This window comes from Bradyrhizobium guangdongense (genome assembly GCF_004114975.1).
GTDB lineage: Bacteria > Pseudomonadota > Alphaproteobacteria > Rhizobiales > Xanthobacteraceae > Bradyrhizobium > Bradyrhizobium guangdongense.
On record NZ_CP030051.1, the window covers coordinates 653,520 to 678,321 of the forward strand.

At 64.6% G+C, this 24,802-nt stretch carries 21 protein-coding genes; 11 read left to right on the top strand and 10 right to left on the bottom strand.

The annotated features are described in order from the left end of the window. The first annotated feature begins 378 nt into the window (after positions 1-378). The 5 genes from X265_RS03090 to X265_RS03115 all read left to right on the top strand — a co-directional run bounded on the left by X265_RS03090 (position 379) and on the right by X265_RS03115 (position 6,971). Entirely contained in the window at positions 379-1,188 is an 810-nt protein-coding gene (locus X265_RS03090) for a DUF3108 domain-containing protein (protein ID WP_164938967.1), read from the top strand. 492 nt (positions 1,189-1,680) lie between these two features. Next, the gene (locus X265_RS03100; RefSeq protein ID WP_128963595.1) at positions 1,681-5,052 is read left to right on the top strand and encodes a helicase-related protein; all 3,372 of its coding nucleotides are present in this window, start codon (positions 1,681-1,683) and stop codon (positions 5,050-5,052) included. A 52-nt stretch (positions 5,053-5,104) separates the two neighbouring features. Continuing rightward, positions 5,105-5,335 carry a S4 domain-containing protein gene (locus tag X265_RS03105; protein ID WP_244659380.1) on the top strand — a complete coding sequence of 77 codons (231 nt, stop codon included), beginning with the start codon at positions 5,105-5,107 and terminating at the stop codon, positions 5,333-5,335. Between the two features lie 132 nt (positions 5,336-5,467). Continuing rightward, positions 5,468-5,806, top strand: coding sequence for a ferredoxin FdxA (gene fdxA, locus X265_RS03110; protein WP_128963597.1), 339 nt, complete (start codon positions 5,468-5,470; stop codon positions 5,804-5,806). Between the two features lie 346 nt (positions 5,807-6,152). Next, positions 6,153-6,971 carry a CarD family transcriptional regulator gene (locus tag X265_RS03115; RefSeq protein WP_164938405.1) on the top strand — a complete coding sequence of 273 codons (819 nt, stop codon included), beginning with the start codon at positions 6,153-6,155 and terminating at the stop codon, positions 6,969-6,971. A 224-nt stretch (positions 6,972-7,195) separates the two neighbouring features. Here X265_RS03115 and X265_RS03120 read toward each other — a convergent pair whose 3' ends face one another. Genes X265_RS03120 through cyoA form a run of 7 tightly spaced genes read right to left on the bottom strand, consistent with a single transcriptional unit; the run spans position 7,196 to position 14,109 of the window. Next, positions 7,196-7,729 (bottom strand): response regulator transcription factor, encoded by a 534-nt coding sequence (locus X265_RS03120; RefSeq protein ID WP_128963599.1) that lies wholly within the window; start codon positions 7,727-7,729, stop codon positions 7,196-7,198. Next, positions 7,719-9,104: an ATP-binding protein gene (locus X265_RS03125; protein WP_164938406.1), complete on the bottom strand. Its 1,386-nt coding sequence runs from the start codon at positions 9,102-9,104 to the stop codon at positions 7,719-7,721. The genes X265_RS03120 and X265_RS03125 overlap by 11 nt, the downstream gene beginning before the upstream one ends. Next, positions 9,076-9,936 carry an SURF1 family protein gene (locus tag X265_RS03130; protein WP_128963601.1) on the bottom strand — a complete coding sequence of 287 codons (861 nt, stop codon included), beginning with the start codon at positions 9,934-9,936 and terminating at the stop codon, positions 9,076-9,078. Before X265_RS03130 ends, X265_RS03125 begins: the two co-directional genes overlap by 29 nt. Further along, on the bottom strand, positions 9,933-10,313 hold the full coding sequence (gene cyoD / locus X265_RS03135) for a cytochrome o ubiquinol oxidase subunit IV (RefSeq protein WP_128963602.1): 381 nt from the start codon (positions 10,311-10,313) through the stop codon (positions 9,933-9,935). Before cyoD ends, X265_RS03130 begins: the two co-directional genes overlap by 4 nt. Then, entirely contained in the window at positions 10,310-10,939 is a 630-nt protein-coding gene (gene cyoC / locus X265_RS03140) for a cytochrome o ubiquinol oxidase subunit III (protein WP_128963603.1), read from the bottom strand. The genes cyoD and cyoC overlap by 4 nt, the downstream gene beginning before the upstream one ends. Next, positions 10,940-12,937 (bottom strand): cytochrome o ubiquinol oxidase subunit I, encoded by a 1,998-nt coding sequence (gene cyoB / locus X265_RS03145; protein ID WP_128963604.1) that lies wholly within the window; start codon positions 12,935-12,937, stop codon positions 10,940-10,942. A gap of 11 nt (positions 12,938-12,948) precedes the next feature. Beyond that, positions 12,949-14,109 carry a ubiquinol oxidase subunit II gene (cyoA, locus tag X265_RS03150; protein WP_128963605.1) on the bottom strand — a complete coding sequence of 387 codons (1,161 nt, stop codon included), beginning with the start codon at positions 14,107-14,109 and terminating at the stop codon, positions 12,949-12,951. A 181-nt stretch (positions 14,110-14,290) separates the two neighbouring features. Here cyoA and X265_RS03155 point away from each other — a divergent pair, with 181 nt between their 5' ends. After that, a complete protein-coding gene (locus tag X265_RS03155; RefSeq protein WP_128963606.1) occupies positions 14,291-15,628 on the top strand; it encodes an MFS transporter in 1,338 nt (445 codons plus the stop codon). 56 nt (positions 15,629-15,684) lie between these two features. Further along, positions 15,685-16,086, top strand: a complete 402-nt coding sequence (locus tag X265_RS03160; RefSeq protein WP_128963607.1) for a c-type cytochrome — start codon at positions 15,685-15,687, stop codon at positions 16,084-16,086. A 129-nt stretch (positions 16,087-16,215) separates the two neighbouring features. Here X265_RS03160 and X265_RS03165 read toward each other — a convergent pair whose 3' ends face one another. Beyond that, positions 16,216-17,607, bottom strand: coding sequence for a M48 family metalloprotease (locus X265_RS03165; protein ID WP_244659379.1), 1,392 nt, complete (start codon positions 17,605-17,607; stop codon positions 16,216-16,218). Positions 17,608-17,741: 134 nt separating this feature from the next. Then, entirely contained in the window at positions 17,742-18,596 is an 855-nt protein-coding gene (locus X265_RS03170; protein WP_128963608.1) for a thermonuclease family protein, read from the bottom strand. A gap of 245 nt (positions 18,597-18,841) precedes the next feature. Here X265_RS03170 and X265_RS03180 point away from each other — a divergent pair, with 245 nt between their 5' ends. The 4 genes from X265_RS03180 (at position 18,842) to X265_RS03195 (ending at position 23,939) form a co-directional block, all read left to right on the top strand. Beyond that, the gene (locus tag X265_RS03180) at positions 18,842-20,050 is read left to right on the top strand and encodes an ABC transporter substrate-binding protein (RefSeq protein ID WP_128963610.1); all 1,209 of its coding nucleotides are present in this window, start codon (positions 18,842-18,844) and stop codon (positions 20,048-20,050) included. Between the two features lie 175 nt (positions 20,051-20,225). After that, the gene (locus X265_RS03185; RefSeq protein ID WP_128963611.1) at positions 20,226-21,014 is read left to right on the top strand and encodes an enoyl-CoA hydratase; all 789 of its coding nucleotides are present in this window, start codon (positions 20,226-20,228) and stop codon (positions 21,012-21,014) included. A gap of 2 nt (positions 21,015-21,016) precedes the next feature. Next, a complete protein-coding gene (locus tag X265_RS03190; protein ID WP_164938407.1) occupies positions 21,017-21,763 on the top strand; it encodes a VOC family protein in 747 nt (248 codons plus the stop codon). Positions 21,764-21,818: 55 nt separating this feature from the next. Beyond that, complete coding sequence (locus X265_RS03195; protein WP_128963613.1) at positions 21,819-23,939, top strand: acetate--CoA ligase family protein; 2,121 nt, start codon at positions 21,819-21,821, stop codon at positions 23,937-23,939. Here X265_RS03195 and X265_RS03200 read toward each other — a convergent pair. After that, positions 23,926-24,744, bottom strand: a complete 819-nt coding sequence (locus X265_RS03200) for an enoyl-CoA hydratase/isomerase family protein (protein ID WP_128963614.1) — start codon at positions 24,742-24,744, stop codon at positions 23,926-23,928. The genes X265_RS03195 and X265_RS03200 overlap by 14 nt on opposite strands. Positions 24,745-24,802: the final 58 nt, after the last annotated feature.

Below are 24,802 nucleotides of genomic sequence, written 5' to 3' on the forward strand. Positions count from 1 at the left end.
CGCCCGGCTTGACCGGGCGATCCAGTACTCCGAGCCAGCGCGGCTAGAGTCGTGAAGCTGCGGCGTACTGGATGCCCCGGTCAAGCCGGGGCATGACAGTGGAGTTGGTGGGGTATGACAGCGGAGTGGGTGGGGAGAGGTAAGGGACCCCGGACACCGCCCAATCACCAAAACGGCAATGTTTGAAACGCCTTACCATCACATAAAGGGCGCAATCGCCGCCGAAGAGTCCGGTGGAGTTCCCGCATCTTGCGCCCCTTTTGCATTGCCTGGCGCCGGAACAGGCTTAAGTAACAACCACTCCTTTTCCTGATGGATCGTCTCGTGCCCACCTCCCTCCTTCATCCGCCCCGGCTGCGATCGGCCGGCCGGCTGGCGCTGGCCGCCTTTGGCGGGCTGGTGCTGGTGTGGGGGGCGCATCCGGCCGCGGCGCAGGGCAAGCTCGAGGCGCAATATGAGGCGACGCTATCAGGGATTCCGGTCGGCCGCGGCGCCTGGAACATCGACATCCAGGACGAGGTGTTCTCGGCGGCGGCCTCCGGCGGCACCACCGGCATTTTAAAGTCCTTCGCGGGCGGGTCCGGCACCGGCGCCAGCCAGGGGCGCATCGTCAACGGCGCGCTGGTCGCGACCGCCTACCAGGCTTCCACCACCACCTCGAAGAAGACCGAAGAGATCCACATCACCCTCGACAAGGGCAATGTGAAGGAGTTCGGCATCATTCCGGAGCCGCCGGTCGACCCTGACCGCATCGTCGTCACCGACGCGCATCGCCGCGGCGTGTTCGATCCGATGACGGCCTCGCTGGTGCGCGTGCCCGGCAACGGCGATCCGCTCTCGCCGGAGGCCTGCCACGGCGGCGCGCCGATCTTCGACGGCCGCATGCGCTACGAGCTCAAGCTCGATTTCAAGCGCATGGAGACGGTGAAGGCCGAGAAGGGCTATCACGGCCCGGTCGTGGTCTGCGCGCTCTATTTCGTCCCCGTCGCCGGCTACATCCCCGACCGCCCCGTGATCAAATACCTCGCGGCCCAGCGCAACATCGAGATCGCGCTCGCGCCCGTCGCCGGCACGCGCATCCTGGTTCCCTTCTGGCTGAAAGTGCCGACGCCCCTGGGGCCGGCGATGCTGGAAGCCACCAGCTTCATCACCACAGCCCAGCCACCAAGGGTGGCGAAGACGCAGTAGGCTTAAGGCCGCGCGCCCGACCATCGGCCCTCATTCCGGGCTCGTCGCTTGCGCTCCGCCCCGGAATGACGAGGGGAGATACGTCGTAAGCGATATCAACCACTTAGCTACTGTGCATGGGGTTGTTTCGGGAAATCGACGCCGGCTGCCCGCTTTCCGCGAATCCATTTGACTCCTCCTCGATTCTGATTCGACTCCACGCCATCCCCAACTTAACGAAATCCGCCCAGGAAACGCCGCTTGTGCGACGGCCCAAAACTCCATCTAGTGCACACGCAAAACGAGTCCCGCGACATGTTGCGTGAACGGAACGGGACTCCGAGGGGAGTCAGCGATTCGGCCGCGATTCGTTCTAGAGTCGTTCCGAAGCTTAAGGGGATGAGGAAAAGCGTCGCAAAGTGAGACAGTTGCGCGGGTGTCGAGCGGCTCGGCACCCCATCGCCCCAGATAGCACTGACATTCGCCCCATTAGCCATTACCTAATCACCAGACATGGCCTTTCCTCCCTCCCCCTTCGCTTCCGAGCGGGTGCCCGGCGCCGGCGTCACCGCGGTGCTCGGGCCGACCAACACCGGCAAGACCCATCTCGCCATCGAACGGATGCTCGCGCATTCCTCGGGCATGATCGGCCTGCCGCTGCGCCTGCTCGCGCGCGAGGTCTACAACAAGATCGTCGCCCGCGTCGGACCGGAGGCCGTCGCGCTGGTGACCGGCGAGGAGAAGATCAAGCCGAAGCACCCGCGCTACTGGGTCTCGACCGTCGAGGCGATGCCGCGCGACCTCGATGTCTCGTTCCTCGCGGTCGACGAGATCCAGATCGCTTCCGATCTCGAACGCGGCCACGTCTTCACCGACCGCATCCTCAACCGCCGCGGCCGCGACGAGACGCTGCTCTTGGGCGCCGCCACCATGCGCCCGATCATCGAGCGGCTGCTGCCGGGCGTGTCGATGATCACGCGTCCCCGGCTGTCGCAGCTCGAATTCGCCGGCGACCGCAAGATCACCCGCCAGCCGCGTCGGACCGCGATCGTCGCGTTCTCGGCCGACGAGGTCTACGCCATCGCCGAGCTGATCAAGCGCCAGCATGGCGGCGCTGCCGTGGTGCTGGGCTCGCTTTCGCCGCGCACGCGCAATGCGCAGGTCGAGATGTTCCAGAGCGGCGATGTCGATTATCTCGTCGCCACCGACGCCGTCGGCATGGGCCTCAATCTCGACGTCGACCACGTTGCGTTTGCCTCCGATCGCAAGTTCGACGGCTATCAGTTCCGCAGGCTCACGCCGGCCGAGTTCGCGCAAGTCGCCGGCCGCGCCGGCCGCGCCACGCGCAACGGCACCTTCGGCACCACGGGCCGCTGTGCCCCGTTTGAGCCCGAGCTGGTGAATGCGCTCCAGAACCACATCTTCGATCCCGTGAAGATGCTGCAATGGCGCAACTCGAAGCTGGATTTCTCCTCGCTCGGTGCGCTGCAGGTCTCGCTGAACCTCGCTCCCGGCCACGAGACGCTGACGCGGGCGCCGATCGCCGAAGACATGCGCGTGCTCGACCACGCCGCCCGCGACGCCGAGGTGCGCGATATCGCGCACGGCAAGGCCGCCGTGGAGCGGCTCTGGGAGGCCTGCCAGGTCCCCGATTACCGGAAGCTGTCGCCGGCCGCCCATGCCGAGCTGGTGACGACGCTCTACGGCTTTCTGATGCAGAAGGGCTGCGTCCCCGATTCCTGGTTCGCCGCCCAGGTCGACCAGGCCGACCGCATCGACGGCGATATCGACACGCTGTCGGCCCGGATCGCGCAGATCCGCACCTGGACCTTCGTCGCCAACCGCCCGGACTGGCTGAGAGACCCCGATCGCTGGCAGGGGATCACGCGGGAGGTCGAAAATAAATTATCGGATGCGCTCCATGAACGCTTGACTGAGCGTTTCGTTGATCGCCGGACCAGTGTATTGATGCGCCGCCTGCGGGAGAACACGAGCTTGAATACGGAAATCGGCAAGACCGGCGAAGTGATCGTCGAAGGCCATGTCATCGGCCGCCTCGATGGCTTCACCTTTGCACCGGATGCGGCGGAAGCCGGCTCGGATGCGAAAGCCTTGCAGGCTGCCGCGCAAGCGGTGCTCGCCGGCGAGATCAACGCGCGCGCCGAAAAACTGGGCAACGCGCCGGACGATCAGTTCGTGCTCACCTCGGAAGGCATCATCCGCTGGACCGGCGATGCCGTGGCGCGGCTGTCGGCGGCGGAGGACGCGCTGCATCCGCGCATCCGCATCATCTCGGACGAGCGCTTGACGGGCGCGCCGCGCGAAAAAGTGCAGGCGCGGCTCGAGCTCTGGCTCAAGACCCATATCGAGAAGCTGCTCGGGCCGATGTTCGAGCTCAGCAAGGCCGAGGACGTCACCGGCATTGCCCGCGGCATCGCCTATCAGCTGGTCGAGGCGCTCGGCGTGCTCGAGCGGCCCAGAATCGCGAACGAGCTGAAGGATCTCGATCAGCCCTCGCGCGCGACGCTGCGTAAGTACGGCGTGCGCTTTGGTGCCTATCACATCTATTTCCCCGGCATCCTGAAGCCCGCCGCGCGTGCGCTCGCCGCGCTGTTGTGGGCGCTGAAGCAGGACAATGTCGATCTGTCGGCGCTGTCAGGCGCGCAGCATCTGGCTTCATCCGGCCGCACGTCCTTCCCGGTCGACAAGAGCCTGCCGCGCGATGCCTATCGCGTGCTCGGCTATAAGCAGGCCGGCGAGCGCGCCGTTCGCGTCGACATCCTGGAGCGCCTTGCCGATCTGATCCGTCCCGCTTTGGCCTGGCGCGAAAATTCGCCCGGCGAAAAGCCCGCCGGCGCGTTCGATGGCCGCAGCTTTGTCGTGACCCAGGCGATGACCTCGCTCACCGGCTCCGCCGGCGAGGATTTTGCCTCGGTGCTGCGCGCGCTCGGCTATCGCATGGAGAAGCGCCCGCCGCTGCCGCCCAAGCCCGCCGCGCCTGCTGCTGCGGAGGCGCCGGCCACAGAGGTTTCCGCCGAGACGCCTGCGACCGACGAAGTCGCAGCGCCCGTCGATGCCGCGATCGAAGCCGCCGTCACCGTCGAAGACGCGCCCGGTATGGAGCCGCACGACGAGCCCACTCACGAAGAGCCGGCGCTCGAAGCTGCGCCAGACGCGCCCGTCACGCCCGAAGATGCCCCCGGCATCGCGCCGCCGTCGGAAGAATCTGCTGCACCCGCCGAGGCTGCTGCCGAGGCTGCCGCTGAAGCCGCTCCGGCCGAGATCGCTGCAACGGAAGCTGCTGCCTCTGCCGATGCCTCCGCTCCGGTCGAAGCCGCTGCGACGCCCGCAGAGCCCGAGCTCGTCGAGGTCTGGCGCCCCGGGGGCCGTCACGACGACCGCAAGCCGCGCCACGATCGCAACCGCCATCAGCGTCACCATCAACCGCGCCGGCAGGGCGGAGCCGAAGCTGGCGCCGCTCCGGCCGAGGCGAGCGCTGCGTCCGGCGAAGCGGCTGAAGGTGCCAGGCCGGGCCATCGTCCCGGCGGTCATCGCCGCGACGGCGGCCGAGACTTCCGCAAGGGCCGTGAAGGCGGCGAGGGCGGAGAGCGCCGCGACGACCGCAATCGCAGCTTCCAGGGCAAGGACCGCGACAAGGATCGCGATCGCAACCGCGACAACAAGAAGTTCGGCGGCGATCGTGACAAGGGTCGCGACAACATGGGCCGCGATCGCGACAAGGGGCGCGACCGCCAGGGTGGTCCGTCGCTGCGTCCCTACGCCTCGAGCGCCAATCCGCGTGAGCGCGATCGTCCGGCAGATCCGAACTCGCCGTTCGCGAAGCTCGCCGCGCTGAAAGAACAGCTCGCCGGTCGGAAGGAGTAATCCCACGACCACCGAGCGGCAGCGCCTCGACAAATGGCTGTGGCACGCGCGGGTGGTGAAGGCGCGCACCTCCGCCGCTGAGCTCGTCGAGTCCGGTCACGTCCGCATCAACGGCACGCGCGAGACATCGCCGGGCCACGCGATCAAGATCGGCGATGTCATCACTATCGCCCTCGACCGCACCGTGCGCGTGCTGAAGGTGATTGATTTCAACGAGCGGCGTGGCGATGCCGCCTCGGCGCGCGTGCTCTATGAGGAGCTCGGCGACGTAAAGCGCAATTAATTGCGTTTGATATTCATTTCTTGGTCGATCAAACACATAAAGCCGTCATGATCGGAGCTTCCCGACCTTGCAGCGCGTGGCCATCCGCGCTAGGCAAGCCGCGACATTTAAAAGAGCTTTTCGGAGCGTTGGATGACTTACGTCGTCACTGAAAACTGCATCAAGTGCAAGTACACCGACTGCGTCGAGGTCTGCCCGGTCGATTGTTTCTACGAGGGTGACAACATGCTTGTCATCCACCCGGACGAGTGCATCGACTGCGGCGTGTGCGAGCCGGAATGTCCCGCAGATGCCATCAAGCCAGACACCGAACCGGGGCTCGAAAAGTGGCTCGAGGTCAATGCGGAATACGCCAAGAGCTGGCCGAACATCACCCAGAAGAAAGAATCACCTGAAGACGCGAAGGAATTCGACGGGATGGAAGGGAAGTTCGAGAAATATTTTTCTCCGAAACCCGGCTCCGGAGACTAATTAGGGCCCAAACTTAACCCTAATAGCGGCGCTGCCGCCGAAAACCAGCCCTTGAGACCCCTAAATCATTGATTTTTGCGGGAAATGTGCTATATTGGGCACATTAAGCCGAACCCCGTCAGCCCGTTGGCCCCTCTGGGTTCCCGTGAAACCAAATGTCGAACAGGGGCGTGGCAGTTTCCGCGCGCAGGCTGTGTCACAGAAAACGCGTAAAAAGAGTACTTCAGCGAGGGCTTCCCATAAGGAGGCCAAAAAAGTCGCCGCGGCCAGCCGTAGCGCATCCAAGGGTCGGGCCGCTGCCAAGGCGCCGCCGGCTGCAAAGTCCTCGAAGAACAAAAGAAGCGCAATGCCTAACAAGACTGCCAAACCGGCCGCGAAAGCGACCGTTGCCAAGCCTGCTGCTGCCAAGCCCGCTGCTGTTAAGGCTCACCCTGCCAAGCCCGTTGCTCCGAAGGCTCCCGTTGCCGCCGCCCCCGCCAAGGCTCCCGTTGCTGCTGCCAAGCCGGCCGTGAAGCCCGCCGCCAGCGCGCCGAAGGTCGAGGAAAAGAAGGTCGTGACCCAGCGTCAGGGCTTCAAGGCCAATGAATTCGTCGTCTATCCCGCTCACGGCGTCGGCCAGATCCTGGCCATTGAGGAGCAGGAGATCGCCGGTGCGAAGCTCGAGCTGTTCGTCATCAACTTCATCAAGGACAAGATGACGCTGCGCGTTCCGACCGCCAAGGTTGCCAATGTCGGCATGCGCAAGCTGTCCGAGCCCGCCCTGGTGAAGAAGGCGCTCGAGACGCTGAAGGGCCGCGCCCGCGTCAAGCGCACCATGTGGTCGCGCCGCGCCCAGGAATACGAAGCGAAGATCAATTCGGGCGACATCGTCGCGATCGCGGAAGTCGTGCGCGACCTCTATCGCTCGGAGTCGCAGCCGGAGCAGTCGTACTCCGAACGCCAGCTCTATGAAGCGGCGCTGGATCGTCTCTCCCGCGAGATCGCGGTGGTGCAGCACTCGACCGAGACCGAAGCGGTCAAGGAGATCGAGGCCCAGCTCGCCAAGAGCCCGCGCCGCGCCAACGCCAAGGCGGAAGCCGCCGACGGCGAGGGCGAGACGGACGCCGAGGGCGATACCGACGATACCGATGGCGACGACACCACCGTCGCCGACGAGGCCGCGTAAGTTCTGCTTCGCGCGTCGATTGCAACAGATCCAAAGCCCGGCCGCTGAGCCGGGCTTTTTGTTTCGGCGGTCTGCAGGGGGGAGTGGCCGGGTGCCACAGCTGTCATTCCGGGGCTCGCGAGGCGAGAACCCGGAATCCATTCGTCCACCGTCTCTGTCGCCCGATGGATTCCGGGCTCGTGCCTCGCACGCCCCAGAATGACGATGGCGAGAGTTGCGGCGGCCTATTTGAGCGGCCGCTTCTCGAGCTTCCGCGCCAGCGTGCGCCGGTGCATCCCGAGGCGCCTCGCCGCTTCCGAGATGTTGAAATCCGTCTCGATCAGGGTCTGGTGGATGCGCTCCCATTCCAGCGTCTTGATCGAGGTCGGCCGCACGTCGAGCGCGACCTCGGCATTGCCCTCGGCCTTGGTGAAGGCGGCCTCGATGTCGTCGGTATTGGAGGGCTTGGCGAGGTAATGGCAGGCGCCTAACTTGATGGCCTCGACGGCGGTCGAGATGCTGGCAAAGCCCGTCAGCACCACGATCAGCATGTCTTCGTCGTGGGTATGCAGCAGCTCGACGCAGGCGAGCCCCGAGGCGCCGCCGAGCTTGAGGTCGACGACAGCGTAGCCGAAGGATCTCCCCTCCAGGACTTTCCGGACCTCCTCGATCGAGGCGGCCAGCACGACCTCGTAGCCGCGGCGCTCGAACGAGCGCTTCAGCGTGCGCGCAAAGCCTTCGTCGTCCTCGACGACGATGAGCGAACGATCAGGCGTCAAAGCTGCCTCCGATCGCGAGCGTCGCGAGTGGCAGCGTCAGGCGGACGGTCGCGCCGCGTTTCCTGTGGTTCTCGGCGGTCACGCTGCCGCCCAGCTTGCGTACCACGTTCACCACCAGGAACAGGCCGAGCCCCCCGCCGGCGCGGCCCTTGCTGGACTGATAAGGCTTTCCGAGCTGTGCCAGCATTTCCTGCGCAAAGCCCGGGCCGCGATCGCTGATCGAGAGCACGAGGTTGTCGCCTTCGCGCTCGGCCATCAGCTCGACCCATTCGCGTGAGACCTCGTAGGCATTGTCGAGCACGTTGAAGATCACCTGCTTCAGTGCGATGTCGGAGACGATCGCGACGTCCTCGCCAAACGTGTTGACGAAATACAGCGTGCGGGCGGAGCGGGCGTCGCGCCATTCCTCGACCAGTGCGGTGACGAAGGCCGTCACCGTCGTCGGCGACGATCCTTCGCCGCGCGCTTCCCCCGCCGAAACCAGGATCCCGGTCACGATGGACTTGCAGCGCTGCAGCGAGGTTTCCATCTCCGTCAGGTCCTCGGCAAGCTCCTGATCGGCGACCAGATCGGGCATGCGTCGCCAGTCGCTGAGGATGACGGAGAGCGAGGCGAGCGGCGTGCCGAGCTCATGGGCGGCGCCAGAGGCGAGCAGGCCCATGCGGACGATGTGATCCTGCTCGGCGGCATGCTGGCGCAGTGCTGCCAGATGCGCGTCGCGCTCGCGCAAATTTCTATTGATGCGGGTGACGAACACGACGAGCAAAACGGCATTGAGGACGAAGCCCAGCAGCATGCCGGTGACGGTCAGCGTGTAGATCTCACTCAGCGGATTCGGTGGCAGGTCGAGCGGCCGATAGGCTATGGTCAGCCACACGAAGCTCGCGCAGCTCAGCGCCACCAGCGACCAGGTGGAACGGGCATCGAGCAGCACCGCGCCGAGCGTGACCTGGAGCAGGAACAGCGAGGTGAAGGGATTGGTGGCGCCGCCGCTCAGGTAAAGCTGCGCGGTCAGCGCGGCGACATCGAGCATCAGCGCGACCAGCAGCTCGTTGCTGGTGATCGTGGCGCGATGCCGCACCCAGATCAGGCTCGAGACATTCAGCAGCACCAGCGCGCCAATCACCGCGCCCATGCGGGTCAGGGGCAAGGGAATACCGAGCCAGAAATGCGCGCCGCCGATGGTCACGATCTGGCCGACCACCGCCGTCCAGCGCAGCTGGATCAGCAGCGCCATGTTCTTGCGGTTGGTCTCGTCGTCGGTCGGCGCAGCGCCGATCAGCTCGCTGCGAGCGTCCGCCTGCGATTGCAGCGTGACGGCCGGGCCGCCGTAATTTTTCCCGTCGTCAGGTCGATTCGACGATCGTTCCAGCATCTGATCCCGTCCTGCGGGCGGGGCCATCGAGGCCGCCGGCCGGTTCGTGGACGAAGCCGTTCAAGGCTATCTTGCGGCGGAACAGCCCGCCGCGGAAGGTGACGAAGAGTCTACCGGCCAGCAATAAAGCCAAGGCAAACCACGTCAAAGCGTAGATCAGGTGGTTATTGGGAAAGCGGATCACGGTCAATCCGCCGATCGGACCGCCAGCGGATTGTGATCCGGCGTCCGCATCGACGAAGAAGGGCGCGACGTTCCGAAGGTCGCGCGCGGCCGCGATCGCGGTGACATCCCGCGAGTACCAGCGGTTGTGCTGAGGCACGTTGTCCCTGAGGAATCCGCCTTTTGGCTCGGTGATGCGCAGCAGACCCGTGATCTCGACGGTGCCATCCGGATTGCCGGCCTGCCGCGTCGACGGCTCGCGCCGCTCCGAAGGTACGAAGCCACGGTTGATCAGGATGGTTATGCCATCGCTGCGCTTCAGCGGTGTCAGCACCCAATAGCCGGGGCCTTCCTCGGTGACGGCCTGCACCAGGGTCTCGCGGTCGTGCAGGAAACGGCCGGAGACGCTGACATGGCGGTATTCGTCGTTTGCGGCGGAGACGGCGGGCCACGTCGCCGGCGAGGGGATCGGTTGGGCCGGTGCATGGACGCGCTGCTCGACCCGGTCGATCAGCGCCAGCCTCCAGGCGCGGCGCTCGACCTGCCAGACGCCGAGGCCTATCAGAACAACAAAAGCGGTGAGGGAGAGAGCCGTGAGCCACAGGGACGGGCGCGCAGCCTTTGCCGGGCTGCGCGTATCGTTATCCTCTGGTCCGACCGGATCGCTCACTTCATGCCTGTCATCTCGTGGATCGGCATCATGTTGCTGTTGAGGTGGTTCATCACCCACAGCGACCCGGACAGCGCGATCACCACCATTACGATGGTGAAGATCAGCGCCATCATGCTCCAGCCGTTCTCGGACTTGGTGTTCATGTGCAGGAAATAGATCATGTGCACGACGATCTGCACGACCGCGAACGCCATGATGACCAGCGCGGTGATCTGCTTGCTCGGCAGCGTGCCGCTCATCACCAGCCAGAACGGGATCGCGGTGAGCACCACCGAGAGCACGAAGCCGAGCATGTAGCCCGAGAACGTGCTGTGGGCGTGGCCGTCGTCGTGATGATGGTCGTGCGCGCCGGCTGCGTGGGTATCGGTGCTCATCGCAGAACTCCCAAGAGGTAGACGAAGGTGAAGACGCCGATCCAGACCACGTCGAGGAAGTGCCAGAACATCGACAGGCACATCAGGCGACGGCGGTTGGCCTCGATCAGACCGAAACGCCAAACCTGCACCATCAGCGTCACCAGCCAGATCAGGCCGCAGGAGACGTGCAGGCCGTGGGTGCCGACCAGGGTGAAGAAGGCGGACAGGAAGGCGCTGCGCTGAGGCGTGGCCCCCTCATGGATCATGTGGGCGAACTCGGTGAGCTCGATGCCGATGAAGGCGGCGCCGAACAGGCCGGTGATCAGGAGCCACATCTGGGTCTGGGCGATCTTGTTCTGCTGCATCGTCAGCATGGCAAAGCCATAGGTGATCGATGACAGCAGCAGCATCGAGGTGTTGACCGCGACGAGATCGAGGTCGAACAGATCCTTCGGCGCGGGCCCGGCGGCGTAGTTGGCGCCAAGCACCCCGAAGGCGGCGAACAGCATCGCGAAGATGAGGCAGTCGCTCATCAGGTAGATCCAGAAGCCAAGCGAGGTGCTGTAGCCTTCCGGATGCGGGTGCTCGTCGGCGAGGTAGAAGACCGGCTCGCCGGTCTGCGAGGGATTGACAGCGACAGTCATTTACTTGGCTCCGGCGAGCAGTTTGGTGCGCGCGTCCTCGGTCCGGATGACGTCGTCAGCCGGAATGTCGAAGTCGCGGTGATAGTTGAAGGTGTGACCGATGCCGACGGCGAGCATCGCAATGAAGCTCGCAGCCGCCAGCCACCACATGTACCAGATCAGACCGAAGCCCATCGCGGTGGCGAAGCCGGCGAGAATGATGCCGGTACCCGTGCTGCGCGGCATGTGGATCGGCTTGAACCCGGTGAGCGGACGCTGGTAGCCACGCTTCTTCATGTCCCACCAGGCGTCGTTGTCATGAACGACAGGGGTGAAGGCGAAGTTGTAGTCCGGCGGCGGCGAGGAGGTCGCCCATTCCAGCGTGCGGGCGTCCCAGGGATCGCCGGTGACGTCCTTGAGCTGCTCGCGCTTGAGGAAGCTGACCGCGAACTGCATCAGCATCGAGAGGATGCCGAGGAAGATGAGGCTGGCGCCGATCGCGGCGATGACGAACCAGATCTGAAGGGACGGATCATCGAACACCCGCAGACGGCGGGTCACGCCCATCAGGCCGAGCACGTAGAGCGGCATGAAGGCCATGTAGAAGCCGGTGACCCAGAACCAAAACGAGCACTTGCCCCAGAACGGATCGAGTCTGAAGCCGAACGCTTTCGGGAACCAGTAGTTGATGCCGGCGAACGCGCCGAACACCACGCCGCCGATGATCACGTTGTGGAAGTGCGCGATCAGGAACAGGCTGTTGTGCAGGACGAAGTCGGCCGGCGGCACCGCGAGCAGCACGCCGGTCATGCCGCCGATCACGAAGGTCAGCATGAAGGCAATCGTCCACATCATCGGCAGCTCGTAACGGATGCGGCCGCGATACATCGTGAACAGCCAGTTGAACATCTTCGCGCCCGTCGGGATCGAGATGATCATCGTGGTGATGCCGAAGAACGAGTTGACGCTGGCGCCCGAGCCCATCGTGAAGAAGTGGTGCAGCCACACCAGGTACGACAGGATGGTGATGACGACCGTGGCGTAGACCATCGAGGTGTAGCCGAACAGGCGTTTGCCGGAGAAGGTCGAGGTGACTTCCGAGAAGATGCCGAAGGCGGGAAGAACCAGGATGTAGACCTCGGGATGGCCCCAGATCCAGATCAGGTTCACGTACATCATCGGGCTGCCGCCGAAATCGTTCGTGAAGAAGTTGGTGCCGACATAGCGGTCGAGCGAGAGCAGCGCGAGCACGACGGTCAGGACCGGGAAGGAGGCGACGATCAGGATGTTGGTGCAGAGCGAAGTCCAGGTGAACACCGGCATCCGCATCATGGTCATGCCGGGGCAGCGCAGCTTGACGATGGTGCAGATCAGGTTGATGCCGGACAGCGTCGTTCCGACGCCCGCGACCTGCAATCCCCATATGTAATAGTCGACGCCGACATCAGGACTGTAGCCGATGTTGGACAGCGGTGGATAAGCCAGCCAGCCGGTGCGGGCGAATTCGCCGATGAACAGCGAGAGCATCACGAGCACCGCGCCGCCGACCGTCATCCAGAAGCTGAAATTGTTCAGGAACGGGAATGACACGTCGCGCGCGCCGATCTGCAATGGAACGACGAAGTTCATCAGGCCGGTCACCAGCGGCATCGCCACGAAGAAGATCATGATCACGCCGTGGGCGGTGAAGACCTGGTCGTAGTGATGGGCCGGGAGGAAGCCCTCGGAGCCGCCGAACGCCATCGCCTGCTGCGCTCGCATCATGAGCGCGTCGGCGAAGCCGCGCAGCAGCATCACGATGCCGAGGACCATGTACATGACGCCGATCCGCTTGTGATCCACGCTGGTGAACCATTCGCGCCAGAGATAACCCCAGAGGCGGAAGTAGGTCAGGCCGGCGAGCAGCGTGATGCCGCCGAGCGCGACCACAGCGAAGGTGCCGACCAGAATCGGCTCGTGCAGCGGCAGCCAATCGATGCCGAGACGACCGAAGATGAGCTTGAGAAGATCAGGAGACATGCTGGATCTCTTTAGGAATCTGACTTCGGACGCTGTCCGAGGAAGAAGAACGAGGACTTCAGCGGCGCGAAGGTCGGCCGCTTCAGGCCGGCGCCCAGGAGCGGCGCGGTGTCGAGCCGCGCGCTGATCGCGGCCGTCGTGTGGCCTTGCGGCGCATCCGGCGTGCAGGTGCCGGCAACGAAGCTCGGCTCGGGTCCGAAGGCGGTGCCGCGGCGGGCGTATTTGTCGTAGGAGAGCGGAAGGGTGTTGTTCAGGCCCTCATGGCCGTTGCCGCCCTTGGCGTCGATCGCCATCATCTCGCTCTGGCACATCTTGCCGGTCTCGACGCACATGTTGAGGATCAGGCGGTAGAGATCGGAATCGACCGTGCCCCAGCGGCGCACGGGCTCGTTCTCGCTGGGCTTTTCGAGCTGGAGATACTCGGTGCGGCCAAGCGAGCCGCCGGCCGATTTGGCCTGCGCGACCCAGGCATCAAAGCCCTTGTCGTCGAGGCCCTGGAAGTTGAAGTGCATGCCGGAGAAGCCGGCGCCGCTGTAGTTCGCCGAGAAGCCCCTGTAGGTACCGGCGTGGTTCACCACGGCATGGAGCTTGGTCTCCATGCCCGGCATCGCATAGATCTGACCCGCGAGCGCGGGGATGTAGAACGAGTTCATCACCGAAGAAGCGGTGATGCGGAAGTTGATCGGGCGATCGACGGGCGCGGCCAGATCGTTGACGGTGGCGATGCCGTAATCCGGATAGATGAAGAGCCACTTCCAGTCGAGCGCGACGACGTCGACTTCGAGCGGCGCCTTGGACTGGTCGATGGCGCGGTCGGCATGGATGCGGCCGAGCGTCCGGTAGGGGTCGAGCAGATGCGTGCCCATCCAGGTCAGCGCGCCCAGGCAGACGATGATCAACAGCGGTGCCGACCAGATCACCAGCTCGAGCTTGGTCGAGTGATCCCAATCCGGCTCGTAGCGGGCCGAGCTGTTGGACTGGCGGTAGCGCCAGGCAAACAGCACCGTCAGCGCCATCACGGGGACGACGATGAGGAGCATCAGGACGGTGGAGATGATGACGAGGTCGCGCTGTTGCGCCGCGATATCGCCGGCTGGCGCCAGCACGACGTAGTTGCAGCCGCTGAGCGCGACTGCCAAGGGTAGCAGCGCCAGGATCTTGAGACGGGACACGGGCCGAGCCTTATGAGAATGAGTTTCCTTTGCGGGGCCAAGGGGTAGCTGCGGCGCAACAATCCGGACATTGGACAATTTGTCCAATGTTGCATTGCGGGATGTTCGGTCAGACAGGGTCAGATTGCCTGGCGCCCGCCGGGCGGTCGGCTTTGGTTTTCAGGACGTTAAGGGCGCACGAATGGCGACGGCACAGACCCCCGCAATGGCAAACCTCCACTCGGGCGAGCACGGCCACGACCAGGCCAGTCCCGGCGAAATCGCCATCGGCGTCATCATCGGCCGCACCTCGGAATTCTTTGATTTCTTCGTATTCGCGATCGCCTCGGTGATCGTGTTCCCGCGCCTCGTCTTTCCGTTCACCAGCGAACTGACCGGCACCCTCTATTCCTTCATGATCTTCGCGCTGGCCTTCATGGCACGGCCGATCGGCACCGTGATTTTCATGACGGTCGACCGCAGCTACGGCAAGACGGCCAAGTTGATCTCGGCGCTGTTCCTGCTTGGCACCGCCACCGTGGCGCTCGCATTCCTGCCCGGTTATCACGAGATCGGCGTCGCTGCGATCTGGCTGCTGGCGCTGGCGCGCATCGCGCAGGGTCTGGCCTGGGGCGGCGCCTGGGACGGCATGGCTTCGCTGCTGGCGCTGAACGCGCCCGCCTCCAAGCGCGGCTGGTACGCGATGGTGCCGCAGCTCGGCGCGCCGCTCGGACTGATCGTCGCGAGCGCGCTGTTCGCCTATTTCGCCGGCAATCTCTCGGCCGACGATTTCTTCGATTGGGGTTGGCGCTATCCGTTCTTCGTCGCTTTCGCCATCAACGTCGTGGCGCTGTTCGCGCGCCTGCGCATGGTGACGACAGAGGAATATGCCTCGCTGTTCGAGACCCGCGAGCTCCAGCCCGCGCGCATCTCCGACACCGTCGCGCGTGAAGGCCACAACATCATGCTCGGCGCATTCGCACCGCTGGCGAGCTTCGCGCTGTTCCACATGGTCACGGTGTTCCCGCTGTCCTGGGTGTTCCTGTTCACCCGCGAGAGCCCGGTGCGCTTTTTGATCATCGAGATCGTCGCCGCCGTGTTCGGCGTCGCCGCGATCGTGGTGTCCGGCATCATCGCCGACCGTGTCGGCCGCAAGTCGCTGCTGATGGGTTCGGCGATCGCGATCGCGATCTACAGCGGTTTCGCCCCGCAGCTTCTCGATGCCGGTGCGTTCGGCGAGACCATCTACATGGTGATCGGCTTCATCCTGCTCGGCCTGTCCTTCGGACAGTCCTCGGGCGCGATCGCCTCGAACTTCAAGCAGATGTACCGCTACACGGCTTCCGCGCTGACCTCGGACATGGCCTGGCTGTTCGGCGCCGGGTTCGCTCCGCTCGTCGCGCTGCTGCTGGCCATCAATCTCGGCGTCATCGCCTCGGGCGCGTACCTACTGTCGGGCGCGTTCTGGACCCTGCTCGCGCTCTGGCTCAGCGGCCAGCGCGAGGCCGGCGACATGGACGCGGGCCAATCCTCCAACTGACGGGAATAATATTCGGCCCGGACGATCCTGTTTGCGGATCGCAAACAGGAGATCACATGAACGTCTGGCCGTATTCCGTCCTCCGGCGAAGCACCGCAAGCCTGGCTCCCGCCGCGGTCGCGATTGCGCTGCTGTGTGCAGCCGGTCCCGCGGGGGCCACCGGCGATGCCGCGCGCGGCCAGACGCTCTACAAGGGCTGCGCAGACTGTCACTCCATCAACGAGAATGGCGTCGGCCCGATGCACAAGGGCGTGGTCGGGCGCGAGGCGGGCAGCGTTCCCGGTTACGACTATTCGCCCGATCTGAAGAATTCGGGAATCGTCTGGACCGAGGAGAACCTCGACAAATGGCTGACCGGACCGCAAGCGATGGTGCCCGAGACCAAGATGTTCTTCGATGTGCCGGATGCGCAGGATCGCGCCGACATCATCGCGTATTTGAAGGAAAAGGCGCGGTAGGCGGTGCAGGTCTCGTAGCGTGAGCAAAGGCGCTTAAGCGCCGTGCCCACGATCGTTCTCGATCAATCAGATTGGGTGGGCACGCTTCGCTTTGCCCACCCTACGGCAGCTGCGGCAGCTGCCCCAGCTTCAATCGGTCACGATCTTCACGCGGTCGCGCACCTTCACCTGCGCGTTGCGATCGAGGCCGTTGAGTACACGAAAACGTTCGGCGGGGTGATCGACGCCGGCCATGCGGTGCGACAGCGATTCCGCGGTGTCGCCGGGCTGCACGGTGATCACCTTGATGCGCAGCGGTCGCGCGGCTTGGATCTCTTCGAGCGTCAGGCGGCGGAATGAGTTGACGGTCTCGCGCGCATTGCGCTCGCTCTCGGTCGATTTCTGCCGCGTGGCGAAGATAAAGCGATAGACGTCGCTGCCGAAGCGCAGCGCATAGACCTTGAACTGCCACTGGTCGCCCTTAGCGGTGGCAGATGCGGCCGGGAAGCCGTTAATGGTCAGGTCCTCGGTGGATGCCTTCTCGACGCCCTCCATCCAGCCGGAATTGAGATAGTCGCCGAGCGACTGTTCGGCCGGCACGCGCACGACGTCGAAGCGCATCGCCTGCGAGCCGCCCTCGCGCACGCCGATCACCGCCTGCGCAGTGTTATCGAGCGTGAAATTATCAGGCGCCTGGAAGGTAAAGCCGAGCTTCGGATGCAGGAAGCGCCGGCCGCGGACAAAACCTTCGCTGGGGTCCTCGCCATAGACGAGATTGTCGATCGCGGAGAGATAGCTCTCCCGGTCGCGTTCGGCGCCCTCGGGCGCCGCATATTGCCGCGCGATGGTCTGCGCATTTTGCACCCGTTCGGGCGTTGCCGGATGCGACGAGGTGAAATCCTGCGCGCGCGGGTCGAGCGAAGTCTTGCCGGCCTTCAGCTCGGCATTGCGCTCCATCGCCGAGAGGAAGCGGGCGGCACCATAGGGATCGAAATGCGCCTTGGCGGAGATGCCGACGCCAATGCCGTCAGCCTCGAACTCCTGGTTGCGCGAAAAGCTCGCCATGGTGAGCTTGGTTTTGGCGAGCGCGAGCGCGGTGAGATCGGGGTCCGTGCTCATGTCGGTGACGACACGCGTGACGATCGCAGCCTGGCGCGCCTGGTCCTCGCGCATTGCGGCGTGCCTGGACAGCACATGCGCCATCTCGTGGCTGAGCACGGAGGACAATTCCGAGGTATCGCTGGCAAGCGCCAGAAGCCCGCGCGTGACGTAGAGCTGGCCGTTCGGCAGCGCGAAGGCGTTCACCGCGCCGGAGTTGAGAATGGTGACCTTGTAGCCCTGATCGGGACGGTCTGACGCGGCGACGAGCCGGTCGACGGTCTTGCTGACGAGGGATTCGAGCTTGGGGTCGTCATAGGTGCCGCCATAGCTCGCCAAGATGCGTTCGTGTTCTTTCTCCGTCGCCGGGGTCTGGGCGACCGCCGGCTTCGGCTTGGGCATCGCGACGGTCGGCGGGGCTGCCGCGGTCTGGAACCGGCCCATATCGCCGCAACCGGCGAGTGCCGTGCCCACCGCAAGGCAAAGCGCGGCCGGCGCAGCCCGTAGGCGGCGGCCATCACCTCGTCCGTGCCGTTCTAGCACCCCATTCACGTCGCTTAACCCGTGCCCGGCCCGATTTAAGGCCTTACCCCTGTCGGTTCGTTTGCGCCCAGCAACTCGAGCTGTCCCACGAGACGCACCTCGATACGCGGCCCCGTATTCCCCTCAACCCAGCCCCGAACGCGAACACGCTTATTTTCCAGGGACTTAAGGGTAATTCCGGCGGTTTCGAACGCCGGTAGATTGCGCTTTGAGATAGTCGCCGTAAAGCCGCGTGTCCAGCTTCGTCCGAAGTTGAGGTAGGTCATTGCCCCAGCTTGCCGGACGGACAGGACTTTGCCCTCGACGACCATAAAGCGCCCGATCCCGGCCAAAATATCGTCCGGACTTTCCGCGTTTTTTATGGCCGACGGGTCAGCCCAACTGCCCTTTTTTTGGCGCCGCGCCTCCGCTTCCGACGCCATCAGGGCCGCCGCGCAGTCCTTGTCCGCGATCTCGGCGGAGACGAGCGCGTCGCCCTGGGCGAGGAGGGCGGCCTGGATAGAGCTATCGCTTTCGCCGATGAAGACCAGCGCGCCCTGGCGACCGTAACGGTCGGGCGTGTCGTTAGTGCTGCGCAGGATGACGTCGCGGCCGACGAGCAGGGAAGTCAATGCTTGCTTCGTCGCCGCCGTCGCTTCGATTCCCGTGAGGCGGACCTCGCGGCCGTCGTCGAGGCGGACGCTGCGTGCATCGACGACCGCCGCGACGCGTCCTTCGCCCTGTGCCTCGAATTGGCACGGTGTCGCGCACGCAGGGTGACCTGCGATGAAGAGAAGCGCGACGGTGAGGTGAAGAAGGGGTTGCGTCACATGACCCGGAGAGGTTGCGTTAGGCGCGAATGCTAACTCAGAAGCGGTGAGGCGCGAAGAGGCTTCCACGCACTCCGTCATTGCGAGCGCGGCGAAGCAATCCAGACTGCCTCTGCGGAAAGACTCTGGATTGCTCTGCTCCGCTCGCAATGACGCGGAGACATTCGTTCGCGTCTCACCATTCCGTTTTGCGGAAAACATGCGCGGCAATCAGGCCCTCGCAACGCACCGGCGCTTGCTGCGCTCTTGCGCATGCGGCATGATTGCGACAACAACGATAATCAAGCCGCCATCAGAGCCAGGCGATCAAGGGAGGTTGTTTTTCCATGAAGCATATTTTGTCGGGCATTTTTGCCGCCGCGTTTGCCCTCAGCGCGAGTGCCGCCGCGCAGGCTCAGGACAAGCCGCCCCTGAAGATCGGCGGCATCCTCGACATGTCGAGCCTCTACGCCGACATCACCGGCCCCGGCAGCGAGACCGCAGCCAAGATGGCTGTCGAGGATTTCGGCGGCGAGGTACTGGGACGCAAGATCGAGGTACTGGCGGCCGATCATCAGAACAAGGCCGATCTCGCCGCCAACATCGCGCGCGACATGCTCGACAATCATGGCGTCGAGATGATCTACGACGTCGCGGCGTCCGCCACAGCGTTGGCCGCGGGCGAGATCGCGAAGGCGCGGGGCAAGATTATCATCTTCAACGGGCCCGGCTCGATCCGCCTCTCCAACGAGGCCTGCGGTCCCACTACCGTGCACTATGTGTTCGACACTTACGGCCAGGCCAATGTCACCGGCCTCGCCGCCGTGAAATCGGGCCTCGACACCTGGTTCTTCCTCACCGCCGACTATGCCTTCGGCCAGGATCTGGAGAAGGACACCAGCGCCGTCGTCACCAAGACCGGCGGCAAGGTGCTGGGCAGTGTGCGTCATCCGCTCAACACCTCGGACTTCTCGTCGTTCCTGCTGCAGGCGCAGGCGTCGAAAGCCAAGGTGATCGGACTCGCGAATGCCGGCGGCGACACCGTCAACGCGATCAAGCAGGCGGCCGAGTTCGGCATCATGAAAGGCGGCCAGAAGGTCTCGCCATTGCTGGCCTTCGTCACCGATATCGACTCGATCGGGCTCGAGACCGCGCAGGGCCTGCTGCTGGCCGAAGCCTTCTACTGGGACATGAACGACGAGACCCGCGCATTTTCGAAGCGCTTCATGGAGCGCGTCAAGCGGCCGCCGACCTCGGCGCAGGCCGGCGTCTATTCCTCGGTCACGCACTATCTGAAGGCGGTGAAGGCGGCTGGCACCACCGACGCTGCTGCGGTCATGAAGGTGATGAAGGAGACGCCGATCAACGACTTCTTCGCTCATGACGGCAAGATCCGCGAGGACGGCCGCATGGTCCACGACATGTACCTGTTCGAAGTGAAGAAGCCGTCGGAGTCCAAGGGCCGTTGGGACGATTACAAGCTGCTCGCCACCGTGCCGGCCAATGAGGCGTTCCAGTCGCTGGAGCAGTCGCGCTGCCCGCTGGTGAAGAAGTGACGGCGTGACGTAAGTCACGACGTCATTGCGAGGAGCCCGCGACAAAATTGCGAGCAATTGTGCTGGTGCGACGAAGCAATCCAGGTTGCATCTGCGGAGACATCTCTGGATTGTTTCGCTTCGCTCGCAATGACGACGTGGTGAGAGCTCGGTCAACAAACAGAGGAAACCTCGCATGAACGACATGGTCCTGCAAAAGCTCGAAGGCGGGCTGCTCACCATCACCATGAATCGCCCCGAGCGGAAGAATGCGCTCAATCCCGAGATGGTCGCAGGCCTCGTCGAAGCGGCGCGGCGGGCGGCTGACGATCCCGAGGTGCGGGCGGTGCTGTTCAAGGGAGCCGGCGGCTCGTTCTGTGTCGGCGGCGACGTCAAGTCGATGGCCGCAGGCCGCGCGCCGCTGCCGTTCGAGCAAAAGCTTGCGAACCTCCGCCGCGGCATGGAGGTCTCGCGCATCCTGCATCAGATGCCAAAGCCCGTGGTGGCGCAGCTCGATGGTGCCGCGGCCGGCGCCGGCTTGTCGATGGCGCTGTCCTGCGATCTGCGCATCGCCTCCGAATCCTGCAAGATCACCACCGCCTTTGCCAAGGTCGGCTTCTCCGGCGATTACGGCGGCACCTATTTCCTGACCCAGCTGCTCGGCAGTGCGCGGGCGCGCGAGCTGTACCTGATGTCGCCGGTGCTCACGGCCAGGGAAGCGCATGCGATCGGCATGGTGACGAAGGTCGTGCCCGACGCCGGGATCGATGCGGCCGCGCATGAGCTCGCATTGTCGTTGGCGCAGGGGCCCTCGATCGCGCTCGGCTACATCAAGCGCAACATCAACAATGCCGAGCATCTGCCGCTGGAGGATTGCTTCGACGGCGAGGCAATCCATCACACCCGCTGCGGCGATACCGAGGATCACAAGGAGGCCGCGAAGGCCTTCGTCGAGAAGCGCAAGCCGTCCTTCAAGGGCGCATGACGATGGCGCCCTATATGCGGCTGCGGCAGATCTGTCTGGTCGCGCCGCATCTCGAGCCTGTCATCTCCGAGATCGCGGAGATCATGGGCCTTTCCGTCTGCTACCGCGACGGCAATGTCGCCAAATACGGCCTGGAGAACGCGCTGCTCCCCGTCGATACGATTCTGCTGGAGGTGGTGGCGCCATTCAAGGACGGCACCACCGCCGGCCGCTTCATCGAGAAGACCGGCGGCCGCGGCGGCTACATGGCGATCTTCTGCTGCAATGATCCCGACGAGCGCGGCCGTCATGCGAACGCGATGGGCGTGCGCACCGCCAACGTGATCGACCACGCGCCCTATCATGGCGTACAGCTCCACCCCCGCGATTGCCGCGCCGCCTTCATCGAGTTCAACCACACCGAAGGCAGCGACGACATCCTGGGCCCATATCCGCCGGCCGGACCGGAGTGGCAAAAGTTCATCCGCAAGGACGTGACGCAGGCGCTGACGGCGGTGGAGATGCAAGGCCCGGATCCCCAAGGGCTGGCGGCGCATTGGGGCCGGATCATCGGCGTTGCGCCTGGCGATGCCGAGTTGAAGCTGCCCAATGCCACGTTCCGCTTCGTCAAGGGCGCGAGCGAAATCATGAGCGCGCTGGAGTTTCGGGTGACCGACCCCGCGAGCGTGCTGCACGCCGCCAAGGCGAAGGGGCTTGCGGTGGCGGGGAATGAGTTCCTGCTGGGCGGGGTGACGTTCCGCGTCAGTTGATTCCCTTGATGCGTGTGTGCGGCGGATGCACGAAGAACAAGAAGAGGATCATGTCATGACCCATCCGCTCGACACCTTCTTCGCGCCCGCAAGCATCGCGCTGATCGGCGCCTCGCGCGATCACGAGAAGATCCCGGGCCGGCTGCTCGCGATGCTGCGCAAGAACGATTATCCCGGCAAGATCTATCCGGTGAACCCGAACTACGCGGATATCGATGGGCTCACCTGCTACAAATCGATCGCGGAGATCGGCGTCCCAATCGATCTAGCCGTCATCATGATCCCGGCGCGCGCGGTGCTCCCCGCGCTCGAGCAATGCGCCGCCGCAGGCGTCAGGAACGCCGTCATCATCTCCTCCGGCTTTGCCGAGGAAGGCGGCGACAGCGCAGCGATGCAGAGCGCGATCGCCGCGCTGGCAAGGCGCACCGGCATGCGGATTTCCGGCCCGAATGCCGAGGGCTTCTTCAGTCAGATGCAACGCGTCGCGGCAACGTTCAGTCCGGCCGTCGACGTCAAGCCCGGAGTGGTGCCGCTGGTCGCCACCACGAAGCGGATCGGCATCGTCGCGCAGAGCGGCGGCATCGGCTTCGCCTATTACCACCGCGCCAAGGCGCTCGGCATCGCCGTGAGCTACGTGGTCAGCTCCGGCAATGAATCCGACCTCGGCGCCGGCGAATTCCTGGACTACATCGTGCGGGATGGCTCGACCGACATGATCCTGCTGTTCATCGAAGGCATCCGCGACGTCGACAAGTTCCTGGTCGCGGCGCGGCGGGCCGCTGAGATCAGGAAGCCGGTCATCGTGACGAAGGTCGGCCGCTCCGGCGCCGGCCAGCGTGCCGCTGCCTCGCACACGGCGAGCATGGCCGGCTGGTCGGCAGCTTATGATGCCGTGTTTGCCACATATGGTTTCATCGTTTCCAACGACCTCGACGAGGCGCTGACGATCGCCGCCGTGCTCACGAGCAACCCTCTGCCGAAAGGTGATCGCGTTGCCGTTGTCACCGTGTCCGGGGGCGCCGGCATCTGGGGCACCGATGCCGTGGCGCTGCAAGGCCTGCAGGTGCCGGAACTCTCGGAGCCGATCCAGGCGGAGATCAAGGCGCTGATGCCGTCCTACGGCACGGCGCGCAATCCCATCGACGTCACAGCGCAGGGAGTCACATCAGGCGGTCTTCAGAAGAGCGTCGATCTGCTGACGGTCTCGGACGAGATCGACGCGATCCTGGTCGTGCTGTCGCTGTCGAGCGAGGTGCGCAAGCCGTTCAAGGAGCCGGAGTTGACGCCGGTGCTGGCGGCGCAGCACAAGCCGGTGGTGTTCTATTCCTACACGGTGCCGTCGGAGTTCGCGCGGCGCGAGCTTGCCAAGTCCGGCGTCGTGGTGCTCTCGGGCCTCACCCATGTCGGTGTCGCGATGCGACGGCTCGTGGACTACGCGAAATTCACCCTGCCAAGCCCAGCGGGTGACACGCGGCTGCCGGCGCGCGATCTCTCCGCGCACCTGCTCTCGCCGGTTTTGTCCGAGGCCGACAGCAAAGCCTTGCTCCGTGCCGCCGGCATAGCGCTGCCGGACGAAGTGCTGGTGCAGGACAAGAGCGAGCTGGACGCTGCCATCGCGCGTGTCGGCTTCCCCCTGGTGATGAAGATCCAGTCACCCGACATCGCGCACAAGAGCGAGATCGGCGGCGTTCGCGTCAACATCACCACCAAGGGCGAAGTATTCCTGGCGTTCGAGGCGCTGCTGAACAATGCGCGCAAGCACCGGCCGGAGGCGAAGATCCAGGGCGTGCTGGTCGGACCGATGGCCGGGAAGGGCATCGAGATCATCGTCGGCACCATGACGGATCAGACGTTCGGGCCGATGGTGATGGTGGGCCTTGGCGGCATCACCACGGAGCTGTTCCGCGATGTCGTCTACCGTCCCGCCCCAGTCAGCGCGGAAGAGGCCGGCGCGATGCTGGCGGGATTGAGGGCTGCGCCGCTGCTGAACGGCTTTCGAGGGGCGGCGAAGGCGGATGTCTTGGCCCTTGCGCAGTTGATCGCCGACATTTCCGTACTCGCCGCGCGGCATGCAGGCGAGATCGCGGAGATCGAGCTTAACCCCGTACTGGTGCATCCGGAGGGGCAGGGTGTGACGATCGTGGATGCGTTAGTGGTGAAGCTCATCTCCCCCTGAAATTCGCCGCGCGCCGTTCTTCCGTGGCCTTCACGCCTTCCTTGAAATCTTCCGTTGCGCGCAGGCGCGTCTGTTCGGCGAGCTCGTGGTTGGTTGCAGCCATCACGCGGTCGGCGAGGCCGGCACGCATCGTGGCCCGGGTGGAGAGGAGGCCGAGCGGCGAGCATTCGGCGATTTCGCCGGCGAGCTTCATTGCGGCCGATTTCACCTGATCCTGCGGCACCAGCTCGTTGGCGAGGCCCCATTTATAGGCCTCTTCGCCGGTGACGCGGCGGCTGGTGTAGAACATCAGCTCGGCGTTGTTCTTGCCGATCAGCTCGGGCAGCGTCGTCGTCAGGCCGAAGCCGGGATGAAAGCCGAGTTTGGTGAAATTCGCGGAGAAGCGCGCCTCGGGACAGGTGACGCGGAAATCGGCCGACACGGCAAGGCCGAGACCGCCGCCGATGGCAGCGCCCTGCACGGCAGCGACGATCGGCTTCTTGGCACGGAAGATGCGCACGGCCTGGATGTAGAGATGATTGATCGGGCCGAGGCTGTCGGCCGGATCGCCCTTGGCTTTGTTCTCGGCCTCCTTGGCTTCCTGCGCCTGCCGCGCCGGATCCTGGAAATTGGCGCCGGCGCAGAACGCCTTGCCCTGCGCCGAGAGAACGGAGGCGCGGATCTCGATGTCGCGGTCGAACTCGTCGAGCGCATCCGCGATCTGGTTGATCAGCGAGATGTCGAAGAAGTTGAGCGGCGGCCTGCGAATCTCGATGGTGCCGACGTGTCCGACCTTCTCGACGCCGATATCCTTGTAAGTGGTCATTGCTAGTCTCCAATATCTCAGTAGCGAAGAACCACCTCTCCCAAGGGAGAGGTGATCG

Excerpts from the sequence above, each read along its gene's own strand:
- X265_RS03200 (WP_128963614.1), bottom strand. The coding sequence starts at position 24,744 with ATGACCACTTACAAGGATATCGGCGTCGAGAAGGTCGGACACGTCGGC.
- cyoD (WP_128963602.1), bottom strand. The coding sequence starts at position 10,313 with ATGAGCACCGATACCCACGCAGCCGGCGCGCACGACCATCATCACGAC.
- X265_RS03185 (WP_128963611.1), top strand. The coding sequence starts at position 20,226 with ATGAACGACATGGTCCTGCAAAAGCTCGAAGGCGGGCTGCTCACCATC.
- X265_RS03180 (WP_128963610.1), top strand. The coding sequence starts at position 18,842 with ATGAAGCATATTTTGTCGGGCATTTTTGCCGCCGCGTTTGCCCTCAGC.
- X265_RS03165 (WP_244659379.1), bottom strand. The coding sequence starts at position 17,607 with ATGGGCCGGTTCCAGACCGCGGCAGCCCCGCCGACCGTCGCGATGCCC.
- cyoC (WP_128963603.1), bottom strand. The coding sequence starts at position 10,939 with ATGACTGTCGCTGTCAATCCCTCGCAGACCGGCGAGCCGGTCTTCTAC.
- X265_RS03125 (WP_164938406.1), bottom strand. The coding sequence starts at position 9,104 with ATGCTGGAACGATCGTCGAATCGACCTGACGACGGGAAAAATTACGGC.
- X265_RS03160 (WP_128963607.1), top strand. The coding sequence starts at position 15,685 with ATGAACGTCTGGCCGTATTCCGTCCTCCGGCGAAGCACCGCAAGCCTG.
- X265_RS03170 (WP_128963608.1), bottom strand. The coding sequence starts at position 18,596 with ATGACGGAGTGCGTGGAAGCCTCTTCGCGCCTCACCGCTTCTGAGTTA.
- X265_RS03100 (WP_128963595.1), top strand. The coding sequence starts at position 1,681 with ATGGCCTTTCCTCCCTCCCCCTTCGCTTCCGAGCGGGTGCCCGGCGCC.
- X265_RS03115 (WP_164938405.1), top strand. The coding sequence starts at position 6,153 with ATGCCTAACAAGACTGCCAAACCGGCCGCGAAAGCGACCGTTGCCAAG.
- X265_RS03190 (WP_164938407.1), top strand. The coding sequence starts at position 21,017 with ATGGCGCCCTATATGCGGCTGCGGCAGATCTGTCTGGTCGCGCCGCAT.
- fdxA (WP_128963597.1), top strand. The coding sequence starts at position 5,468 with ATGACTTACGTCGTCACTGAAAACTGCATCAAGTGCAAGTACACCGAC.
- X265_RS03195 (WP_128963613.1), top strand. The coding sequence starts at position 21,819 with ATGACCCATCCGCTCGACACCTTCTTCGCGCCCGCAAGCATCGCGCTG.
- cyoB (WP_128963604.1), bottom strand. The coding sequence starts at position 12,937 with ATGTCTCCTGATCTTCTCAAGCTCATCTTCGGTCGTCTCGGCATCGAT.
- X265_RS03155 (WP_128963606.1), top strand. The coding sequence starts at position 14,291 with ATGGCGACGGCACAGACCCCCGCAATGGCAAACCTCCACTCGGGCGAG.